Source organism: Catellatospora coxensis, assembly GCF_016862635.1.
Taxonomy (GTDB): domain Bacteria; phylum Actinomycetota; class Actinomycetes; order Mycobacteriales; family Micromonosporaceae; genus Catellatospora; species Catellatospora coxensis.
Window position 1 is genome coordinate 1 of record NZ_BONI01000116.1, and the last position, 20,988, is coordinate 20,988.

General features: G+C 71.1%; 8 protein-coding genes. 4 read left to right on the forward strand and 4 right to left on the reverse strand.

Annotated elements, in window-relative coordinates; all coding sequences use genetic code 11:
- Nucleotides 1-177 precede the first annotated feature (177 nt).
- A complete protein-coding gene (locus Cco03nite_RS39075) occupies nt 178-11,010 on the forward strand; it encodes a DUF8616 domain-containing protein (protein ID WP_203699084.1) in 10,833 nt (3,610 codons plus the stop codon).
- Nucleotides 11,011-11,031: 21 nt separating this feature from the next.
- Here the strand turns inward: Cco03nite_RS39075 and Cco03nite_RS39080 are convergent, their stop codons facing one another.
- On the reverse strand, nt 11,032-12,513 hold the full coding sequence (locus Cco03nite_RS39080) for a glycosyltransferase family protein (RefSeq protein WP_203699085.1): 1,482 nt from the start codon (nt 12,511-12,513) through the stop codon (nt 11,032-11,034).
- Nucleotides 12,514-12,877: 364 nt separating this feature from the next.
- Here Cco03nite_RS39080 and Cco03nite_RS39085 point away from each other — a divergent pair, with 364 nt between their 5' ends.
- A complete protein-coding gene (locus tag Cco03nite_RS39085; protein ID WP_239168020.1) occupies nt 12,878-14,578 on the forward strand; it encodes an alkaline phosphatase family protein in 1,701 nt (566 codons plus the stop codon).
- Between the two features lie 101 nt (nt 14,579-14,679).
- On the opposite strand, the gene Cco03nite_RS39090 is transcribed toward Cco03nite_RS39085, so the two are convergent.
- Both Cco03nite_RS39090 and Cco03nite_RS39095 read right to left on the reverse strand, forming a co-directional pair.
- The gene (locus tag Cco03nite_RS39090; RefSeq protein WP_203699086.1) at nt 14,680-16,392 is read right to left on the reverse strand and encodes a sensor histidine kinase; all 1,713 of its coding nucleotides are present in this window, start codon (nt 16,390-16,392) and stop codon (nt 14,680-14,682) included.
- Nucleotides 16,389-17,081, reverse strand: a complete 693-nt coding sequence (locus Cco03nite_RS39095) for a response regulator transcription factor (RefSeq protein ID WP_203699087.1) — start codon at nt 17,079-17,081, stop codon at nt 16,389-16,391. Before Cco03nite_RS39095 ends, Cco03nite_RS39090 begins: the two co-directional genes overlap by 4 nt.
- A 293-nt stretch (nt 17,082-17,374) precedes the next feature.
- On the opposite strand from Cco03nite_RS39095, the gene Cco03nite_RS39100 reads away from it, so the two are divergent.
- The gene (locus Cco03nite_RS39100) at nt 17,375-18,580 is read left to right on the forward strand and encodes an ATP-grasp domain-containing protein (protein ID WP_203699088.1); all 1,206 of its coding nucleotides are present in this window, start codon (nt 17,375-17,377) and stop codon (nt 18,578-18,580) included.
- A gap of 108 nt (nt 18,581-18,688) precedes the next feature.
- On the opposite strand, the gene Cco03nite_RS39105 is transcribed toward Cco03nite_RS39100, so the two are convergent.
- Complete coding sequence (locus Cco03nite_RS39105) at nt 18,689-19,915, reverse strand: MFS transporter (RefSeq protein ID WP_239168021.1); 1,227 nt, start codon at nt 19,913-19,915, stop codon at nt 18,689-18,691.
- A gap of 788 nt (nt 19,916-20,703) precedes the next feature.
- Here Cco03nite_RS39105 and Cco03nite_RS39110 point away from each other — a divergent pair.
- Nucleotides 20,704-20,988 (forward strand): WXG100-like domain-containing protein (locus Cco03nite_RS39110; protein WP_203699089.1); only part of this gene is annotated, 285 nt, incomplete at its 3' end.

Genomic DNA, 20,988 nt, shown 5'->3' on the forward strand with positions numbered 1-20,988 from the left:
TTGATCGGCGGGATCGCCGGGCCGGTGCTGTTCGAGGGTTTGAGCAGGGCGTTGACGCGGGCGTTGGGGTCGAGGTTCGGTGACGACGTCGGTGAGCGGGCGGTGACTTCGCTCCCGGGGACGGCGGGTCTGGGGGCGTTGACGGAGTTCTCGGCCGAGCAGCTCGCTGATCTGATCATGAACGGGCGGATCCAGCAGTCCGATGATCCGTGGGCGCCGGCGTCGGCCGGCGCTGTGGAAGGCGTCGTGGACTGGGTCGGACACCGGTCTCGGCGCGGGGATGCGTCGGCGGGCCTGGACGGCGATGTCGGAAAGATCGACATGCCGGGCTGGGACCTCGACGCGGGCGGTGGCGCGGGTCCGGGCGGATCGCCGGTGTGGGCGATGGGTGATGGATTCGGTGGTTCTGGGACGGTCTCCGGCATATTCGTGTTGAGAGGCCGGTTCGGTTCTGACGGGTCGTTCGACGGCTCGGTGCGGGTGGCGGGACAGTTCGCTTCCGGCGGTGATGCGGTGGCGGGGGAGTTCGCGGGGCGGGGGTGGCTGCGAGGCGGGTTCGCGGGGAGCTTTTCTCCGGCGAGGCTGGTAGCCGGTGATGGCGGGTCCCTGGTGGGTGAGGTGCGTGCGCGTGGGCGTTTCGACGGGTTGATGCGCCTGACGGGCACCTTCACACCTTGGCAGGCGGGTGAGGCCGCAGCGCCCGCGGCGCCGCGGCCGGATGCCGCAGCAGCCGCCGGCGGGCCTGGTGCGGTCAGAGGGCAGACCACACCGTCCGGCAGGGTCGTCACCGGGCCGGTCGTGTCCGACGCGGCCATCGTCGCCAGGGCTGTCCCCGTGCCCGGTAGCCCGACCACGGCGGCCCCGACGCTCGGACAGGCCACAGTGGCGATCACCGCGACGTCACCGGCCGAGTCCGCAGCGGTCGTAGCGGACGGCGACGGGTCGCGGCCCGGCGACGGTCCGGCCGGCGCGTGGCCCGATCGGGGCGACGGCGCCACCGAGCCGATGACCGTCGAGCCGTCGGGCCCGGTTCCGCAGCCCGAACCAGCTGACGTGCCGACTGCGGCTGACCTCGACCGGCCCGCCGACGGCGTGACGCCGGTACGCCGCCCGGCTGATCCCGTCGCCGAGCCGCTCACCCGAACCGACGCGCTCACCGCCCCGACCGGGCACCGCGCCGACTTTGACGAACGCAGCGACGACACCGGCGACACCACCACGATGGCCACCCCTGCGCTGACCACCGGTGGTTCCACGGCCGAGTCGGTCTCGGAGCCGCAGCCCGCCGCCGTCCAGCCGCCTGCCGGCAGACCGTGGTCGCCGGACGCGAAACCCGCCATCGCGACACTGCTGAGCTCAGGCCCCAAACCAGACCCCGACGCCATGGTGCGCTCCTGGATCCACGGCGTCGAGCCCGGTCGTTTCATCGCCGACGTGTACACCGTCCTGACAGAGCCGCAGGTGGCGGTGCCCGGCCCGTCGACCAGGCCCGCCACCGGAACCGTCGCAGACGACCTGACGCTCGTGCCGACCCCGGATGCCGTGCGGACGGCACCGCCGCAGCCCGCGACCAGCACACCGACACCGGGCGAGACCCGGACGGAAGAGCCACCGGAACCCTCGGACGGACCCTCGCCGCCGGTAGAGGCAGCGACGATCACGCCCGACGGTCGGCTTCTTCGCGCACTCCGGCGACTGGTGGTGTTGCAAGCGACGGAATCGGTTTGGGAACTCATAGATCGATCTGATGGCCCGCCGGAACTGATCCGGCTACAGCGCATCGAGGCGGACCTGTCGAAGGCGAGCGACGACGATCTTGCCTTCCTGGCCTTCGTGTATGACGTCGCACAGAGGCAGCAGCAGCTGGAGAACGCCGCCGATACCGATGCCGCCTGGAACTCGCTGGTGGAGCTCGGCATTCAGGGCGACGGGGACGTCCTGGCGAATGCCATCATGCTGTGGAGCGCGCATGAGCATGCACGGCAGAACGTGACCCTGGAGCACAGCGACAGGCGCGTCAACGCGCTGTCGGTCATCGAGCAGGCAAAGTCAGACGGACAGGATCGCGTGGTGGCCCTGTGGGAACGAGGGCTGCTGCCGGCCGAGCCGCCTGCCGGCCGAACCGATGAGGTCCCGTGGGAGGCCGCTCTTCAGCTCTGGGCGTTGGCGTCGAGCATTGTCACCGTGGCGGAAACCGCGGGGCCGGGTTGGCGCTGGTGGATGCACGACCCGGCGGCCGCTGTCCTTCCGGCGCGCGTCGGTGACGTCGCAGACTACCTTCGCGTCGGCAAGCGCACCGATGACGCGGACATCGCACGGCTGTCCGACGCTGAGCTTGCCGATCTCACGGACGCGATAGGCGAGGTGCTCACCACAGCCGGACCGGATGAGTCCGACGCAGGGGTGCTGGCCGTGTTGAGCGCCCACGACGTGTTGCTGGACCGGGCGCCGGGACCGCCGACCGAACCCAGCGAACCCAGCGAACCCACAGACACCGGCGACGTCGATCTGCCGGACCTCGCTTCGGTGACGTCTTCCGAACCCGAGGCGGCGACGAACCCGCAGTCGGTGGCGGACCCGCGGTTGCTCCGCAGGCTGCGACGGATGGTGGTGGCGAACGCGACGTCCGAGGTGCAGCGCTACTTCGCCAATCTCACCGATGAGCAACAGCCGACCGTGACGAGGCTGCGCGACACGCTGGGCCGGTTGCCGTCCGCTGACGCCGACGCGCTGGCCCTGGTCGCCTTCGCGTACGAACGCGCCCTCGCCCACGAGGACGCCCGCGCCAGGATGGAGGCGGAGACACGCGAGCGGCTGAACGACCTCTTCGCCGAAGACCCGGCGCAGGCCCCCGGCCAGGTGAGCCTGCTCTGGCTCGCCCACGCCGAGGCGGAGATGAGCACCGCGATGGAGAGCAGCCCGGCCTATGTCAGGGCCCGGCGACTGGCGTCAGAGGCGATCGAGGACAGCCGTGATCCTGTCGCCGCCCTGCGATCCGCGGGCCTGCTCCCTGCCGCGGACACGGACGCGTTCTACCAGAGCACGGGCGTCGAGGCGGTGCGGATCTGGGAGCAGGCACGGGAGACGGTCGGGGCTGCGGCGCTGGCCGGTCCAGGTTGGCGCTGGTGGATCGACGACCCGCTCCTGGCGGCGCCACCCCGCATCGCGGACATGGTCCGCCGGTACCTGCGTGATGGCACCTCCATCGGGGATTCGGCGGTCGCCGGCATCTCCGCGCATCATCTCGCGCAGGTCGAGGCGGCGGTCCGGCAGGCGGCTGCCGGAGCGACGCCCGATGGGCTGGACGCCCTGGTCGCGCGCGTGCTCGGCGACTTCGACGCGCTGCTGGGCGTGGGCGAACGCTTCCCGGTCGAGGTCAGGGGCGAGGCCAGGGAACTGGAGGTCCGGGTGACGCTCGCCGGATTCGAGCTGGCACCGACCCAGGACGGGCCCGACGACCGGACCCTGGTGGACACGACCGTCCTGGCGACCGCGACCCAGGCTGAGAGCAAGACCGTCGGCGCCAGCACCGTCGTCTCGGGGCCCTTCAACCTGGCGTTCGTCGACGGAGGCACCGCCGTGCCGGTCAGCGTCCGTCTTGGCGGCACGGTCCGCGACATCAGCCACAACGTGACCTCCAGCCACGTCGTGCAGTCCGACCAGCAGGTCCGGCCGACACATGCCGATGTCGGCACCGCCGGGATCAAGGTCGCGGCGACATTTCACCTCCGCCTGGTGCGCCCGCGGAGTGTCGCCCACCTCGCGACCAGGCAGGACGGCGACCTGCTGCCGACGTTGTTCACGCGCTCCGACGTCGGCGAACAGGAGGTGCCGGGCACCAGTCGCACCGTGCAGGCCGAGGTCGGGCTGGCGACGCCGGAGTACAGCCTCGACGCCGGATTCGAGCCGGTTCGCCGCGAGAACAGCCCGCTGGGCGAACACCTGCCCAAGGCCATCACCCCTGAGTCGGCGGCAACGACCCACCTGAACGCGCTCGTCCGCAGCGTACTGCCGCCGGGCTTGTTGATGATCGGCACGGACAGCCGGCGGACGCTGCTGAGCATCCTGCGCCAACGCCATGTGAAGGCGTCGTTCCGGCAGTTCGCGGAGGGTGTGCGGGTGCCCTCGCTCTTCGACGAGACGACCAAACGCTGGTTCCCGTCCTTCGTCATCACCGCCACCGGCGACACCCACACCGACTCCCGGCAGACCGCGGCGGCGCTGATCCGCGACACCCTCGTCGGTTTCCGAGGGCTGCACCACGACACGTCGGCGAACTCGGCCCTGGCGGTCAGTGTCACCGGCGGCTACCGGGTGGCGGACCGTGCCGCGGTCGCCGCGGGCGTCGACGCGGGCACGCGCCGGCAGCAGCGTGCGCTCGGCGGCGGCGCGGGCGGCAGGATGCGGACCGTCTTCTACATGGGGCCGTCCGTGCTGCGCGCCTACGACGTGCGCTGGACGCTGTCCGTGGACGGGCGGGCCGAACCGCACGTCGCCACCGGCACGGACACGGTCGATGTGCGGGTGGCCACCGACCTGATGCGCCGGCTCCCCGCGCCGATACCGCTCGCTGCCGGTCACTGGCTGCTGCACCACCCGATCGGTGACGGCGTGCTCGCGGAGATCTCCGGCCTGGAGAAGGTGCGGGCCAGGATTCGGGACATGATGGAAGGCTCGGGTTTCTCGCTGCACGGAGCGCGCTCGGCCAAGGCGGCCAACACCGTCCGCCGGCTCGTCGAGGCCCAGCAGCACCACGACAAGGTGCAGGACCTGCTCACCGAGCCCGGCGTCAGGAGCTTCGTCGACAGTCTGTTCGACACCGGCATTCCGCTGACGTTCAGCCGCCGGCGGCGAGCCGACATCGAACGGGTTCAGATCGTGGTCAAGGCGCACCGCAGGAGCGGCAGACAGGACGGTCAGTCACGCACCGTCTCGTTCCAGCAGGGCGGCATCGCCGTCGACCGGGCGGGAGTCGAGCTGTCGAACAGTAGATCGCTGGGCGGGCATGCGATGGCCGGCTACGCCAAGGGGCTGTTCGGCACCAGCACCACTGTCGGGCTGCTGATGCGGTACATGTACCAGCGCCTGCGGGTGATCGGGGTGAGCCCGCAGCGGGTCCGGGTCGGCCTGACCACGGGTGACCCCGCACCCGTCGACGGCAGCAGGGTGACGGCGCTGGCCTACGACCTCGACGTCGATTTCGAGATCAAGATGACCTCGTATTTCCGGCCCCGGTCCTGGGTGCGGGTGGTGACGGTCGGCACCGTGATCGGACCGAACACCAAGGTCGCGTTGAAGCGCCTGCTCAACACCAGGTCGAGTCGCCCGTACGGCAGGATCCACACCAAGATCGACGAAGCGGGCCAGATCGCACGCATCGCGGTCCCTCGGGCGAAGGTGAAAGCTTCGAACAAGGTGATAAGGGCCTTGCGCAAGGTCGCGATCCCGGGCGCCGAGCCGGCGACACGGCCGACGCCGCCGACGGCGGACCACAGCATCTGGTTGCGGAGCGAGAAGGCCACGGTCTGGGTGGACAAGCCGTGGGCCGGCGTCATGGAGACCATCACGGGAGGCTCCGGGCCGGGGCCGATCACCGTGGACACCGGCCCCGGCCTTGCCGTGCCGCGCCTGCCTGCGGTACCGGACGATCGGCAGGAAGCCAAGGCGGCCGAGCCGGCGCGGCTGGCCCCACTGCTGCCGCTACGGATCGCCGTGCCCGGTATCGCGGGGATCGGACAGCTCGGCGGCCACGCCCTCGACCTGGTGGAGACGGCGGGCCTGGCGAGTATGGCGCTGCCCGGATCGCATGTGCGAGCCCAGCTCGACGCATTCTTCAGCCCCGAGTTCCTGGAGGCGAAGCTGCCGCTGATGATGGAGCACGGCAACACCACCGGCCGGATGCTGTGGAGCAACGTATTCACCAACGACGAAGCCGAACTGCACGTCACCTTCGAACCCACCGCCTTCCACGAGCCCGCCCTGCGGGAGCTGGAGACAGAGGACGCGGTCATCGGCTCGTACGCGCTGACGAACACGCGCTCACGGACCCACGAGTTCGCCGTGCGGCTGGTCGAGGCATACCGCCATGTGGACGACACGGCGGGCTACAGCAGCAGCGACAACCACATCGGGTGGCGGCACAGCCGGACCAGAGGCGAGGCGAACCACCGCCACGGGGGTGCGGAACGTAACAGGGTCGAAGAGGGTCCGACGGTCGTGTACCTGGTCAGCGGAGACTTCCGGCTGACGCTCACCCGCCGCACCGTGGGGGCCGGCGACATCGGAGCGTCCACCCCACGTTCGCAGACCTGGCTGGTGCACATGCCTCGCAGCACCGTCATGGAGATGTCGCTCATCGACGTGCTCGACACCAACGAGCGCATCAAGCACGCGGCAGCGGGCCCGGACCGGCCGCTCGCGGAACTTCCGTTGCCCGGGGGACTGGACCACCACCTCGGCAGCATCCAGATCAACGCCCGCCCGGCCGGCGAGGGCTGGTACGCCCCGGCATATCTCATGCCGGGCGCCCACCGGGGCAACCTCGGACCAGGTCTGGCGGTTCACATCGGCGACACCTGGTCCGTTGCCGGCGACCTTTCGCGGCAGTTGGCCCGGCACGGCGTCGACCTGCTTCCCGAGGACCCGTTCCAGGACCCGATGGGAAACGTGTCACGCCTGTCGGTGGTCCTCGGCCGGTACGGCATCGCCGCCTTCATCGACAGCGCCCTCACCGCCGGAATCCCGCTGCGCCTGTATCAACGCAGGCGGCTGAAGCGCACCCTCGGCCTTGTCAAGCAGACCCGTGGGCATGACGTGCACATCGAGCTGGAGCTGATCAATGTCGACCCCGACAGGATCGTCGACGATCACACCGAGCACGAGTACATCGCCAGCGCGCGGCGTCGGTATACCAAACTGTGGGGCCGGCGCAGCGGCATCGAGTTCACCACGGTCACGTCAGCCGGTGTGATGCCGGCGCTGGTCAACCAGACCCCGGCGGAGATAAAGGCGAAGGGCGAGGCCGACACTCCGGTGGCCTCGACCGGCGTCGTGCCGGTGGTCAACCTCGACAGCCAGGCCGAGTCGAACCGCGGCCAGACGCAGCTCACCAACGACGAGCGGTGGCTGGTGCCGCGCGGACCGATGGTCAAGTTCAAGGGCACGGCACAGCTGGTCGTGAAGGTGCCGTCCGTCTCCACCGCGACCGGGTCGCTGACCGTCCGGAGCCATACCTTCGCGTTCGAATTCAAGATCCCCGAACTCGACGTCCGTGCCAGTCCGGCGCCGGCGCGGCCCATCCCGATAGGCCCGGCCGCCGCACCGCGCGGGGTCGGCATTCCGCTGCATGCGGCCGAGCTGACCCTCGACGCGCTGCAGCAATGGCAGTACGCCTCCGGGACGTACCGGCTGCCGGACCGGGCGGCTGTCATCACCTATCCCGGAACAGCCTCGGCGGAGCAGGCCGTCATGGCCGCCGTGCGCACCCACCACGACGAGCACCGAGGGTGGTGGCCCGAGCTGCTGGGAGCGCATCTGACCGACGGTCCGCGCGCGGTGGCCGCGTCGGCGCTGAGCGCGCTGGTCATGCCCGAGACGTCGAAACCGCAGTACCCGAACCTGGTGGCCGGTGGAGAGAAGGTGTCACTGTTCGGTGAGGGTCCGTTCCCGATCTTCCCGGTGGTCCTGCAGCGGCTCGTGCGGCTCACGAACCCGCGCCTGGTGCGGGCATACAAGGACCCCAAGATGGAGGCGCCGAGATGGCAGACGGCCGGGGTGACCGAGTCCGTGAGCACCCAGACGGCGGCGAACGCCGGCGTGGGCGTGCGGTCGGGTTCCTACGACGGCGTCTGGCCCCACGCCATTCCGGGTCTCCCCAGCAACATCGGCGGCTCGTCCCGGACCGGCAACGCCCAGACGCACACCGCGTCGCGCTACGCCAACGTCAAACACAAGCGGGGACTGGTCTACGTCTTCGAGTTCGACGCGCAGGAACGCTTCGTGGTGCGACCCGACGACGACGCGCCCGTCACCGCGGGCACCGCCGTCACCGGCAGGCAGGTCGACCTCATCGACCCGGTGCTGGTCAGCGTGCCGTACCGGATCGCCGAGTCGGAGCAGTGGCTGGCGGACGAGGGCAATCAGGCGGCTGCCGAGGCCTGGGCCCTGGCCGCCGACCAGCAAGGGGTCTGGGCCGCGGCGGCCCTGAAGGTGCGCGAGGCCGAACACGCCGAGAAGCAGCACGACTCCACACACGCGGGGTCGCTGACCGGACTCCGAGCCGACCACCGGCGGCAGGAGGAGGTATACCTGCAGCTGAAGCGAGCGGCGGAAAGGATCTCGGACGCCCTGCTGGCAGGAACGTGGCGACCGGCCCAGACGCACCGGCCCGGCAGTCCTGGCCTGGAGACGATCGACGAATCCTCATCCGCGGAGGAGGTGGCGGAGTCCGTCGACGCGCCGGTCCCGGAGACGCAAGAGCTCCCGCAGGCTGGCGTGCAGGTGCAGTCGTCCGAAGTCAGCGGCCCGGTGTTGCTCCCGTCCACCGATCAGGTGGTCGTGCTCGGCGCCCCGGTGCCGGAGCAGGAGCTGGCCGAGACGCTGGAAGGCGGCGGGACCGTTTCCGGCTCGGGGACCGCTGACGCGGTCGGCGGTGCCTCCGATCCGCAGGCGCGGCCGTCCGATCCGACGCGGGACATCCCCGGCTCGGTGCCGCCGAACCCGGCGGCGGTCGTGCCACCGGACGACCGGGGGACGGCGACCGGTGGCCAGGACCCTGCTGCGGCGATGACGCTGTCGCCGCCTCACACGGCAGCGCTGGCGCGCTTCAACGGCGCGCTGCCGGCATCGGGGGCAGTACACGGCGGTCTGGCCCGTGCAGTCGAACTGCTGCCGAAGCCTGGTCTGATGCTGCTCGACGAGGATCAGCGGGATCAGCGAACGGCCGCGGCGCGGTTCCGGGCGCTGGACAGCGAGTACGTCGTGTTCGCCCACGGCGGGCCCGACGGGCCGATGGTCAACGGCCGCACAGTCACCGCGGCACAGCTACGCGACATGATCAACGACGACCCCCGCTCGTACGGCAAGGACATCATCCTGGTCCAATGCGACGCCGTAAGCCCGGACGGCGACAGTTTCGCCGACAAGCTGTTCGCGATCCTGCCCGCCCACCATCGCACTTTGCTCGCGTTGGCCGAACATGCCTGCGTCGTAACCGAACCTGACGCACCCGCCGGCACCCTCACCGAAGTAATCTCCGTCCGGCCCGAACTCGACCCCCAAGGCAGACTGCACCTGTCAGCCACCGGAATCCACCGATACACCGACCACCCCGACACCTCGACCATCGAAGGCAACCGAACGGCACAAGTGACCCAGCACGGCGCCCGCCTTTCGCGAGCTCGTACCCACATCACACCCCGACACCCGAACGCCGGCGGCGATGGGCTGCCCGATGACGCGGCAGCAGCCGCAGCGCGAGGACCGCTCGTGCCCACGCAACTTATCGAGCACGTTCCCGGCGTGGTGGTCTTCGCCGCGCCGGCCACTGATCCGCCGGGACTGACCGACACGCGACGCGCCGGCGCTGTTCACCGCCGCCCCGCCGAGACGCCTGACACCACATTCCGGCCCCGGCCCCGCCGATACCGACCCTCCCGCGAAAGCGCCCAATTCGCGGATGGGGACGGCCCCGCTGCCAACGTGTCGATGGTGTATCGGGAGATCGAATCGCAACGGCAGAGCGCCTACGAGGCCGCAGCCTGGTTGACCGATCTGGCCCGGCGTCACGGCAACGAACCGTTGGACACGATCGCGAAGACGTTCCGGGTCACCCGTCGTTTCCAGCAGTCATTGCCCAGCTATCTGTCACCGGACAACGTCACCCGGTTGCAGGAACTGAGCCGCGATCTAGCGTCCAATCGACAGAAGTTGATCAATCAAGCTTGGGCGTTCCAGGCGGAACTGCAACGCCGTGCCGCGGATCTGCGCGACGACGCTGCCCGGGTTCGTCCGCTTGCGGTTGACGCGGCGCTCGGCACACTCTCCAACGCCGATCGCCGCTACTTCAGCGAGCTTGTCGACTTGGCCCCGTCCACAGTGAGCTCCGAGGTCGGCCAGACCATCGCCGAAATCTCGCGGCTGGACAGGCTCGGCAGTCAGCAGCCACTCACCACAGATCAGGCAACGCGTCGGGAGCAGCTGCGACAGGACTTGCGCGGACGATTGGCATCGGACATCGCTCATGCCCTGACTGCGCACGCTGAAGTCGCCACACGTGACGCAGCCGCAATCCCTGAGAGAATCGACCAGATCGTATTGGCGGGCAACTGGGAGAACACCTGGCGACGCGTCTCAAGAGACGTCGCACGTCAGGTCGTCGATCGAGTGTCGGACCTCATGCTCTACGAGCCGGCCAACCACTACCGCACCGGCGACAGGTACCACGGAGCAGCGCTCGACCGGGTCATGAGCTTCGTCCGCAACGCGTCTTACGAGGTCCCGTCCAAGGAGCCCGATCCACTGGTGGACATCGGACGTAATGCGTTCCTGGCCATGCATTTCGGCGTTGGCACATGTCGCGAGTATGCGGCGCTGGCGTTCAGCCTGCTTTGGAACGACCCGCGGATGAGGGGCGTGCCACTCACCTATGTCATGCACCAAATGGACCACGGATTCGTCCTCGTCGGTCCGCCCGGACACCCGAACACGCTCGTGGTCGATGCGTGGCCCTGGCGGCCGACCTCCACCACTGTCAGCCACTACTTTCTTGACATGAGTGAAATCGGGTTCCGATTCACGGCCACCCCTGACGGACGCGATCTCCTCGAGCTCGGGCGTGACAATGTCCATCTCCACCTTCTTCCGTCGCTTCCTCCGCTCCGACCGAGACCGGCTCCGCTGCAAAGCTTCAGATGGGATGACGGCTATTGGGACACCTTGCACTCGTATCGCGATGACCTGGGCACCGCCAACAGCGACAGCGAGGGCGAAGGATCAGCCGAATCTCGTTGAGCGGACGCCCGCGCGCCGGAACTAGGGCGTGGTCGGCGTGGGATAGATGCGGTAGCCGCCCACCAGCGCGGGGGTGGTCGTGGGCATTCGCCGGGCCAGCTCCGCGTCCAGGGCGGAACCGGCGGGCGCCACCACCGCCTGCGCCTGGGCCTTCCAGTGGGACTGGTACCGGTTGAAGCCCCGTTCGAGCCGGTCGTCGACCACCCCGCAGACGGTCTGCTCCGCGCTGAGGTAGCTGATCCAGTTGCAGGTCCAGTACTCGCCCTGCACGTACGTGTAGCCCGACTCCCGCAGGGCCGCCACGACCTGCTGCTGCCCCCGGCCCGCCGACTCGTAACCGGGCGCCTGCCCGGCCAGGGTCACCGACGCCGCGAGCATGGTGAGCGCGAGCGCGCCGACGGGCAGCGCCGCGGGCACCGCCCACCCGGTCCGGGCACGCACGACGCGCCACAGCGGCCACAGCGCCGCGGGCAGCGCGATCCCCAGCAACGCCAGGTAGCGGGCGCTCTCGATCGGAGTGTCGGCCGCCGCCGGGCTGCGCACGTAGCTCAGCAGGCTGAGCAGCCCGCCCGCCGCGAGCACGAGCCGCAGCAGTTCCTGGGCCCGCTCGTCGCCGTCGTCACCGGTGCGGCGCAGCCGCCGCAGCCCGCGTACCGCCAGCACGATCGCCGCCACCAGCAGCGCGACCACGACCGGCCCCCACCACAGCGACCAGCCCTCGCAGCGGCTCGGCGCGCACAGGCCCATGCCCATCGGCAGGCCGAACCAGGCTCCGCCGACGATGCGGTCGAACAGCGACGCGCCGCTGCCCGCCCCGTTCAGGCCGAGGAACACGGCGACGGAGTTGTTCTCGATACCCGCCGTGAAGTTGTCGATCAGCAGTGGCAGCGACCCCACCAGGGCACCGGCGAGCACCACCGCGCCCAGCCGCCGGGTGAGCACCCGGGCAGCCAGCAGCGCGGCGAGGGCCCCGACCAGGTACGGGGCCGGCAGCCAGTGATTCCAGACGATCAGCCCGAACGTCAGCCCCCAGCCGGCGTACGCCCACGGGGAGGTCAGGCGGCGGGTCATCAGCCCGTAGGTGAGCAGCAGCAGTCCCGCCACCATCGGCGCGGATTCCGGATAGCCACCGCCGGCGATCAGCTGGTTCTTCACGACGCGGTCGGAGCCGAAGGCGAGCAGCCCCACGACGACGGCGGCCAGGCCGGGCGAGAACAGGCGGCGGACCAGGACGAACATCAGCGCCAGGAAGGACGCGAACAGCAGGATGTTCGGTATGCGCAGCGCGGTGACCGACGGCCCGGACAGCGCGACCAGCGGAGCCGCCAGGTACGCCTCGATGGTGCCCATGTAGTGCTGGCCGTAGAAGTAGATCGGCAGGTCGCGGCCCTCGCCGATGTGCAGCGCGGCGAGTCCCATGGTCGCCTCGTCGCTGTTGGTGTTCGGCGTCGAGTGGGCCGTGAGCCAGATCCGCCAGCCGACCCCGAGCGCGCCGACGAGCACGGCCGCAACGGTGTACCGGTCGAGGCGAGAAAGGCGCGGTGAACCGAGGCGAGCGCCGCTCCCCGTCAAGAATTCCTCCCCCGAATTGACCGGCCACCGGGTGTGCGCGCGGCAACGACCCGAGCTGACCAAACAATCAGCAGATGCAACCAGTCCGGCCGGTTGCTGTCAACTCTGCCTGATTGACCGGATCGGATCGGTGGGGCGTCGGCGGGCGGCGTGGCCTGGATGAACGGCGGCGGGCGCTGACATACCGGGCCCGCGGTGACTACGGTGATCAGTGCTCCGATCCGCCCCGACGCCGGCGCGCCCATCCGGCCGTGTCGGCGCGATACCGCAACCCGCCGAGATCCGAGGACCGAAGTTGCGCATCAGACACCTCTGGCCGCCGGCCACCCGGTCCGCGGGTACCCGCGGGGGCGGCCCGGCCGACGACGGCGTCGACCCGTCCGGGCACGACCGCGCCGCGGGCGGCCCGGTTCGCGGCCGAGGGCGCGGTGTCGTCGCCCGCGTGGTGACCGCGGTGGCCGGTCTGGCCGTGCTGCTGCTGTTCGTCGCGCCGAATGAGGCCGACCGGCTCACCGACCCCGCGGCGTACCTGCGTATCCCGGTGGACGGCCTGCTCGGCGTGCTCATCGTGATCCTGACCCCGGGCAAGGCCAGGCGCGCCGTCGCGCTGGTCGTCGGGGCCGTGCTCGGCCTGCTGGGCATCCTGAAGCTGGTCGGGCTCGGGTTCTCGTACTTCCTCGATCGGCCCTTCGACCCGATGGCCGACGGCCCGTTCCTCGCCGCGGCGGCCGACTACCTGCGGCAGTCGGCGGGCGACGCCACCGCGAACGCGGCCGTGGCGGCCGCCGTGCTGATCGGCGTCGTCGTGCTCGCCGTCATGGCGGTGTCGTTCGGGCGGCTGGCCGCGGTCGCGGCCCGGCGGCGGCGTGCCGCAGCCGCCACGGTGAGCGTGCTCGCCGTGGCGGGGCTGGTCGTCGGGGCGGCGGGCGTGCAGCTCGTGCCCGGCGTGCCGGTCGCGTCCCGGGACCTCTACGACCGGGTGCGCCAGGCGCAGGCGGGGGTGCAGGACGCGCAGACGTTCGCCGGGCTGGTCGCCACGGACGCGTTCCGCTACCTGCCCGGCGAGGACCTGCTGTCCGCGCTGCGCGGCAAGGACGTCGTGATCGCGTTCGTCGAGAGCTACGGGCGGGTCGCCCTCGATCAGCCGGACCTGGCCGTGCCGACGGCCGGGCTGCTCGACGACGCGGCGGGCAGGCTGCGCGCCGCCGGGTACACCTCGCGCAGCGCCTGGCTGACCTCGCCCACCACCAGCGGCGGGAGCTGGCTGGCCCAGTCCACCCTGCTGTCCGGCCTGTGGATCAACAATCAGCAGCGTTACCAGGCGTTCCTGGACAGCGACCGGTTCACCCTGCCCGGCGCCTTCGGGCGGGCCGGCTGGCGTACGACCTCGCTCATGCCCGCCACCACCGAACCCTGGCCCGAAGGCGCGGCGCTGTACGGCTACGACCGGCTGTACGCCCGCCCCGACCTCGGCTACCGGGGCCCGGCCTTCGGCTACTCCGTCGTCCCGGACCAGTACACGCTGTCGGTCTTCCAGCAGCGCGAACGCACCGGCGCGCCGGTCATGGCGGCGATCCCGCTCATCTCCAGCCACTCGCCGTGGCGACCCGTCCCCGAGCTGCGCAGCTGGGACGGCATCGGCGACGGCGGTGTTTTCACCGTCGCGGCGCAGGCCGACGCCGGAGCACGCGCGGCCTACCGCGACGCGGTCGGCTACTCCCTGCGCGCGCTGATCTCCTATGTCGAGACCTACGGCGGCGACGACCTCGTACTGGTCTTCCTCGGCGACCACCAGCCCGGCCCCGAGGTCATCGGGCAGGACACCAACCGCGACGTGCCGATCACGATCCTCGCCCGCGACCGCGCCGTCATGGACCGCACATCCGCCTGGGGCTGGCAGGACGGGCTCAGACCGGACCCCTCCGCACCTGTCTGGCGGATGGACGCCTTCCGCGACCGTTTCCTGACCGCCTTCGGCCCGGCCGAGCACCGCTGACCGGCAGACCACACCCCGACCGGCGGCACCGCATTCCCGCAGCTGCCGACGCGGCACGCCGCCACGGCAGATGGGAAGGGCACCTTCTACACGGACGTCCGTTATGAAGGTGCCCTTCCTTCGTTCGGGCGGGTGGGGGAGGGCGGGGTCGGCAGGGAGATGGTGAAGGTGGTGCCGTGGCCGGGCTCGCTGACCAGCCCGATCGTGCCGCCGTGGTCGGCGGTGATCTGACGGGCGATGGTCAGGCCCAGGCCGCTGCCGCCGGTGGCCCTGGTCCGTGCCCGGTCGGCGCGCCAGAACCGGTGGAACACGCGCTGCTGGTCCGCGACGGGGATGCCGGAACCGCGGTCGGTGACCCGCACCTGCACGGCATGCCCGAGCCGCAGCCCGGACAGGGTGACCGTGGCGCCCGCCGGGGAGTGCCGGACCGCGTTGGTGACCAGGTTGCCGACCGCCTGCCGGAGCCGGCCCGCGTCGGCGTGCACGACCAGCCCGGGCTGCGCGGTAACGGCCAGCTCGACGGCGACGGCCGCGGCCGCCGCCTGATGCGCCGCCCGGCAGCTGTCCAGCAACTCGCCGACGTCGACCGCCGCCCGCTGGTACTCCAGCGCCCCCGCCTCGGCCAGCGCCAGGGTCTGCAGGTCGTCGATGATGCGCTGCTGCAGCAGGGTCTCCTCGTGCAGCGAGCCGAACAGCGTCGCGTCGGCGCTGACCAGGCCGTCCTCCAGCGCCTCCAGGTAGGCGCGGACGTTGGCCAGCGGGGTGCGCAGCTCGTGGGCGATGTCGGCGATCATCCGCCGTTGCTGCTCCTCGGCGCGCTGCACCGAATCGGCCATCCCGTTGAACGTGGCCGCGAGCTGCGCCAGCTCGTCGCCGCCGTCGACGCTGACGCGCTGGTCCAGGGAGCCTTCGCCGAAGCGGCGGGTGGCGACCGTCAGGCGCTGGATGGGGCGCAGCACGTGGCGGCTCAGCAGCAGGGAGCCGAGCACGATGGGCACGGCGACGACGCTGAACGCCAGGATGATCGGGGTGGTGTCGATGCCGTCCTCGGAGCTGACGGCCAGCCGCAGCGGCTCCGGCCCGACGATCGAGATACGGGACAGGAACACCTCACGCAGGCAGGTCCGCAGGTGCTGGGCCGGGTCGGGTTCCCTGGTCGGGACGGCGACGGGGGTCTTGCCGGGCGGGCCCGGCTCGGCGGTCGAGTCGAAGCAGCGGCCGACCTCCTCGGTGTCGCGGGTGATCGAGCGCGGTTGGCTGGCGGTTCCCGTCCGGCAGTCGGCGACCGTGTCGGGTGGGGCCGTGTTGTGCGTGATGAGCGGCAGCCCGTACTGGGTCGTGACGGCCAGCGCCTGCACGCCCGCGCGGGACAGGCAGGCGGCGAACCGGATCTCCCGCCGGTACTGCTCGATCGCCAGCAGCGTGATCTCCCGCTCCTTGCCCGACTCTCGGGGCAGGTCGAGCTGGGCGCGGGCGTCGATCGGGAAGGTCAGTTTCGTCATCGGGGTCACGGGCTGCCCGTCGAGCAGAGCGGTGTCGACGACGCCGACCGAGCCGTCCTGGGTGTCGAGCCTGATGCGCCGTCCGGTCCGGTGGGCGATGCCGGCCGCGACCTCGGCGACGCCCTCCCAGGTGCCGTGGTTGCGGCCGTACTGGGTGACCTCTTCGGCGATCTGCCGCATGACTCGCTGCTGGGCTTCCGCCGACGCGGTCACCGCGTTCTCGGCGAGGGTGAACGTGAGGTAGGTGCTGGCTCCGGTGGCGAGCAGCACGACGATGGCCACCAGGGCGAACACCCTGGTCCGGAACGTCATGCGCCCGGCTGCGGCATGCGGTAGCCGCGGCCGTAGACCGTCTGCACGTACCGGGGCTCGCCCGGGTCGTCCTCGATCTTGCGGCGCAGGTTGACGACGTGCACGTCGACGGTGCGCTCCAGGACGTCCTGGTCGAAGCCGAACGCGCGGTCGATGATCTGCGCCCGGGTGAAGGCGCGCCCGGGTTCGGCCGCCAGCACCTCCAGGATGCCGAACTCCTTGGCGGTCAGCGCCACCGCTCGCCCGCCGACGCGCACCTCGAAGCTGTCGGCGTCGACGACGAGGTCGCCGACGACGACGGGCCCCCGGGTGCCGGTGGCGGCCCCGCCGGAGCGGCGCAGCAGTGCGCGTACCCGGGCGACGAGCTGGCGGGGGCTGTACGGCTTGGTGATGTAGTCGTCGGCGCCGAGGTCGAGGCCGAGCAGGATGTCGTTCTCGGTGCTGCGCGCGGTCAGCAGGATGATCGGCACCGCCGACTCGCGGCGCAGGATGTGGCACACGTCCAGGCCGTCGACCTCCGGCATCATCACGTCGAGCACGACCAGGTCCGGGTTGCGGGCCCGGCACTGGTCGAGCGCGGCACGGCCGTCGGCGACCGCCAGCACGCTGTGCCCTTCGTGCTCCAGGTACATGCGAAGCACCTGTACGAGCTTCGGGTCGTCATCGGCGACCAGGATCCGGGCTGCCACGTGTCACCTCCTGCGCGTCGTATCGCTGCGCGGATTGTGCCTCAGCAGATGTGAACAACCTGTTAGCAAATTGTGGGAGTCGCTGCCTCGAATGCGGCCGTGTGTCATTGCCAACCTACTGACCTGGGCAACATCGTTCACTAATCGCCTCTTAATAAGGCCTTAATAAGTGGCCTAATACGTTGCGCTGCATTGTCGGCAGCAGCGGAAGAGGTTCTTTCGATGGACAGGTTCGGGAACGCCTCGGCAGTGGGCGGACGTGGGTGGCGCACCGCGGTCGAGGGGGTGGCGGCGTGACCTCCGTGCTGCTGGTCGGCTGGCGTCCGAAGGCCATCGCCGCGCTGCGCCGGCTCGGCGCCGAGGTCACCTGCGCCCTGCGGCCCGGCGACGACGACCACGCGACAACCGGGCAGCGGCCGCACCGGGCGGTGCGGGTCGCCGACCCGGCCGGCGCGGAGTCGGTCCTGGCCGGCCTGGCCCGCCAGGGCCTGCGGCCCGGCGACTTCGACGTGGTATGCAGCCAGCAGGAGTTCACGATGGTGACGGCGGCCGCGATCGGCGGCGACCGGTCCTGGATGCCCCTGTCCACGGCCATGAACCTGCGGGACAAGCAGCTGCAGAAGCTGCGCATCCGGCAGGCGGGCCTGCGTGTCGCCGACTGCTGGCCGGTCGACGACATCCGCGACCTGCGGGTGCCCGCATACCCCAGCGTGCTCAAGCCGCTGGCGGGCGCGGGCGCGCGCGACACCGTCGTGCTGGGCGGCCCCGCGGCCGCCGACCTGGCCCGCGAGCGCCTGCTGGAGGCCCGCAAGCGGGGGCCGTGGCTGCTGGAGCGGTTCATGCCCGGCCACGAGCACGCCATCGACGGCGTCGTGCGCGACGGCCGGCTGCGCCACCTCGGCATCTCGCGCTACCAGAGCAACCTGATCCAGATGGCCGACGGCGCGCACATGCTGTACGTGGCGCAGGACCGCGACGAGCACCCCGAGCTGTACCGGCAGGGCGCGGAGCTGGCCGAGGCGGCGATGCACGCCCTCGGGCACACCGACGGTGTCTTCCACATGGAGGCGTTCCTCGACGAGGACGGCTTCATCTTCAGCGAGTGCGGCGGCCGGATCTGCGGCGGCAAGGCCGACGTGATGGCCGAGCTGAAGTTCGGCATCGACCTGCACGACGAGTGGGCACGGGCGGTGCTGCGCGTGCCCGCCGGCCGGCAGCGGCCCGGCCGGGCGGGCAGCTACGCCCACGGCTGGATGCCGTTGCCCGCGGGCCGGCTGGTGTCGGCCCCCGACCGGGAGCAGATCGCCGCCCGGCCCGGGGTGCGCGAGGCCCACGTCTGGCTCTCCCCGGGCGACCGGGTGGTCGACCCGCGCACGTCCTCCGGCGCCGGGCTGGGCACCGTGCTGATCGAGGGCGACACCGCCGCCGCCGTCGAGCGCGACTTCGCCGACCTGGTGACGTGGGTGCAGCGCGAGTCGAAGGTCGACCAGGACGGGTGACTCCGGTCCTGGGACGGCCGAACGGGGCAGGCGGTCGGTGCCGGGCATGAGGAACGGCGGCATGGCGCAGGGCCCGTGGCCCCGCCGACCGGGGCCACGGGTGCAAGGTCAGGCGGCGGCGCGGCGCAGCTCGCGGACCGGGCGCACGGCCAGCAGGACGACGCAGCCCAGCACGCCGACCAGGGCGGACACGCCGAGCACCTGGTCGGCGCCGATGAGCACGGCCGCGGGCGCGGCGAGCACCTGGCCGATCGGGATGCCGGCGGTCGAGCCGGCGATCTCGTAGGCCGACACCCGGTTGAGCACGTCGCCGGGCACCTGGGTCTGCACGCTGGTGGCCCACATGACCGACCAGAACGCCCAGGCCGCGCCGCCGACCGCGTGCGCCGCGAGCAGCAGCCCGAGCGGCGCGTGCACGGACACCGACAGCGGGATCAGCGCGAATCCGAACATGGCCAGGCCGCCCGCGGCCAGCGGCCGGGCCGGGCGTACCCGCATCGCGAGCAGGCCGCCGAACACGGTGCCGCCGCCCATCGCCGACATGGCCCAGCCGTACGCGTTCTCGCCCAGGTATTCGGTGATCACGCCGGAGCTGAGCGGGATGTTCGGCCCGAACAGGGTCACCCCGAACACCACCCAGATCAGGATCACGCTCCACATCCAGCTGCGGGTGCGGAACTCGTGCCAGCCCTCGCGCAGGTCGCGGCGGATCGTGACGTCGGCGCGCGGGGCGCGGGCGACCGGTGGCAGCCGCAGGGCGAGCAGGCACAGGGCGCTGACGGCGAAGGTGGCGGCGTTGATCGCGTACACGGTGCCGGGTCCGGTGAGCACGACGAGTGTCGCCGACAGGGCGGGGCCGAGCAGTTGCGCCCCTGCGTCGGCGACCCGCAGGGCTCCGTTGGCGCGCTGCACGTCGGCGGCCACCCGCGGCACCATGCCGGCGACGCCGGGCTGGAACATGGCGGTGGCCGCGCCGGCCAGCGCCGACATCGTGATCAGAAGCCAGAGCGGGGCGTCGCCGGTGATCAGGGCGACGGCGACGACGGACTGGGTGAGCATGCGCACCACGTCCGCGCCGATCATCAGGCGGCGGGCGCCGAAGCGGTCGGCGAACACGCCGCCGAACAGGATGAGTGCGATCAGCGGGGTCATCCACGAGGCGAGCACCAGCCCGACGCCCGAGTCGCCGTGGCCGGCGGAGCGCACCGCCAGTGCCACGGCGACGGGCAGCATGCCGTCGCCGAGCAGGGCGACGGCGCGGGCGACGAAGTAGAGGCTGAAATCACGGGTCCACATGCGGCCCGTGCCCGGTGGCACGACTGTCATGCTGATCATGAACCAAAAACTGTTAAGACTCCTTCCCGATCAGCCGGAAAATCTTGGAATCCTGCTCCAGCGGAAGCGAACGAACGCGATTCCACCCCGCGCGCGACTGCCCGCAGCCGAGGCCGGACCCGCTCGAACGACTGTGGACGGCTCAGCGGTGCGGGCAAGTTCGCACCGCTGAGCCGACGTCCTGGCCCTCGCGACGAGAGCGACCCGGGAGGAGGCGTGGATCATCGGGTCGGTTGCCCGGACAGGGCAGACGCCGTTCCCCCGGCGCCGGGTCCCCCAGGGACCTATACATGTCTACGGGCTGTACGTCCCGCCGGTTCACCTGGTTGCCGCTGTGCCGCGAGCCGGTGGTTGGACGCGAGCGCGGGAACGGCTTTCGAACTCGCGTTCGCGCGAGACTGTGCCTGCCGCCGATCTTGGTTGCCGATCGCAGCCGTGGCACCGGTCGGAACACGTCGGACCCGCAGAGTTTCGAAGTTCGGTTGAACTGCGCCGCCTCGAAACTCGTACACACTCCTGTGGCCTGTGAGTCTGCTCCCTCAGCCGGCCGATGTGCTGTGTTGGACCAAGCCGAGGTATCTGCCCACGTCTGTGTGAGGGTGCGCGGTCAGGCGGGCTCAGCCGTCGCTCCTGCCACAGGGCACCTGCCTGGATCGAACCCCGCGGCGTGGACGGAAGCCGAACCCGGGTCTGGTGAATCGGCTCGCGGGTCTGATCCTGCCCGAGCTATGGCTGCCGCTGCCGTTCTGAGCCCGGGGTGAGCCGTGGATGAGGACATTCCGGAGTGGATGCGCCGGTTCTTCCTGGTGGTGACGGGTGAGTCGTGGCCGCAGGCGGTTGCGCGGCTGTTGTGGGCGCTGGGCCGGTTGTGGGCGAAGTTCGAGCAGCTCCTGGCCGCGGTCGAGGAGGAGCTCGCCGCGATCGAGGATGAGGTCGGTGGCGCGGGATGGAAGGGCGAGACCGCCGAGGCGGTGCGGGCGCGGTTTGCGCAGTTGATCGACGGCGGTGGGTTGCGGAAGCTGGTCGAAGCGGCGGGCAAGGTGTCGCGGTTCGTCGACGACGCGGGCACGAAT

What these genes read in the sequence shown, in the direction of transcription:
- Cco03nite_RS39075 (WP_203699084.1), top strand. Translation starts at nt 178, where the DNA reads ATGAACGGGCGGATCCAGCAGTCCGATGATCCGTGGGCGCCGGCGTCG.
- Cco03nite_RS39090 (WP_203699086.1), bottom strand. Translation starts at nt 16,392, where the DNA reads ATGACGTTCCGGACCAGGGTGTTCGCCCTGGTGGCCATCGTCGTGCTG.
- Cco03nite_RS39105 (WP_239168021.1), bottom strand. Translation starts at nt 19,915, where the DNA reads ATGATCAGCATGACAGTCGTGCCACCGGGCACGGGCCGCATGTGGACC.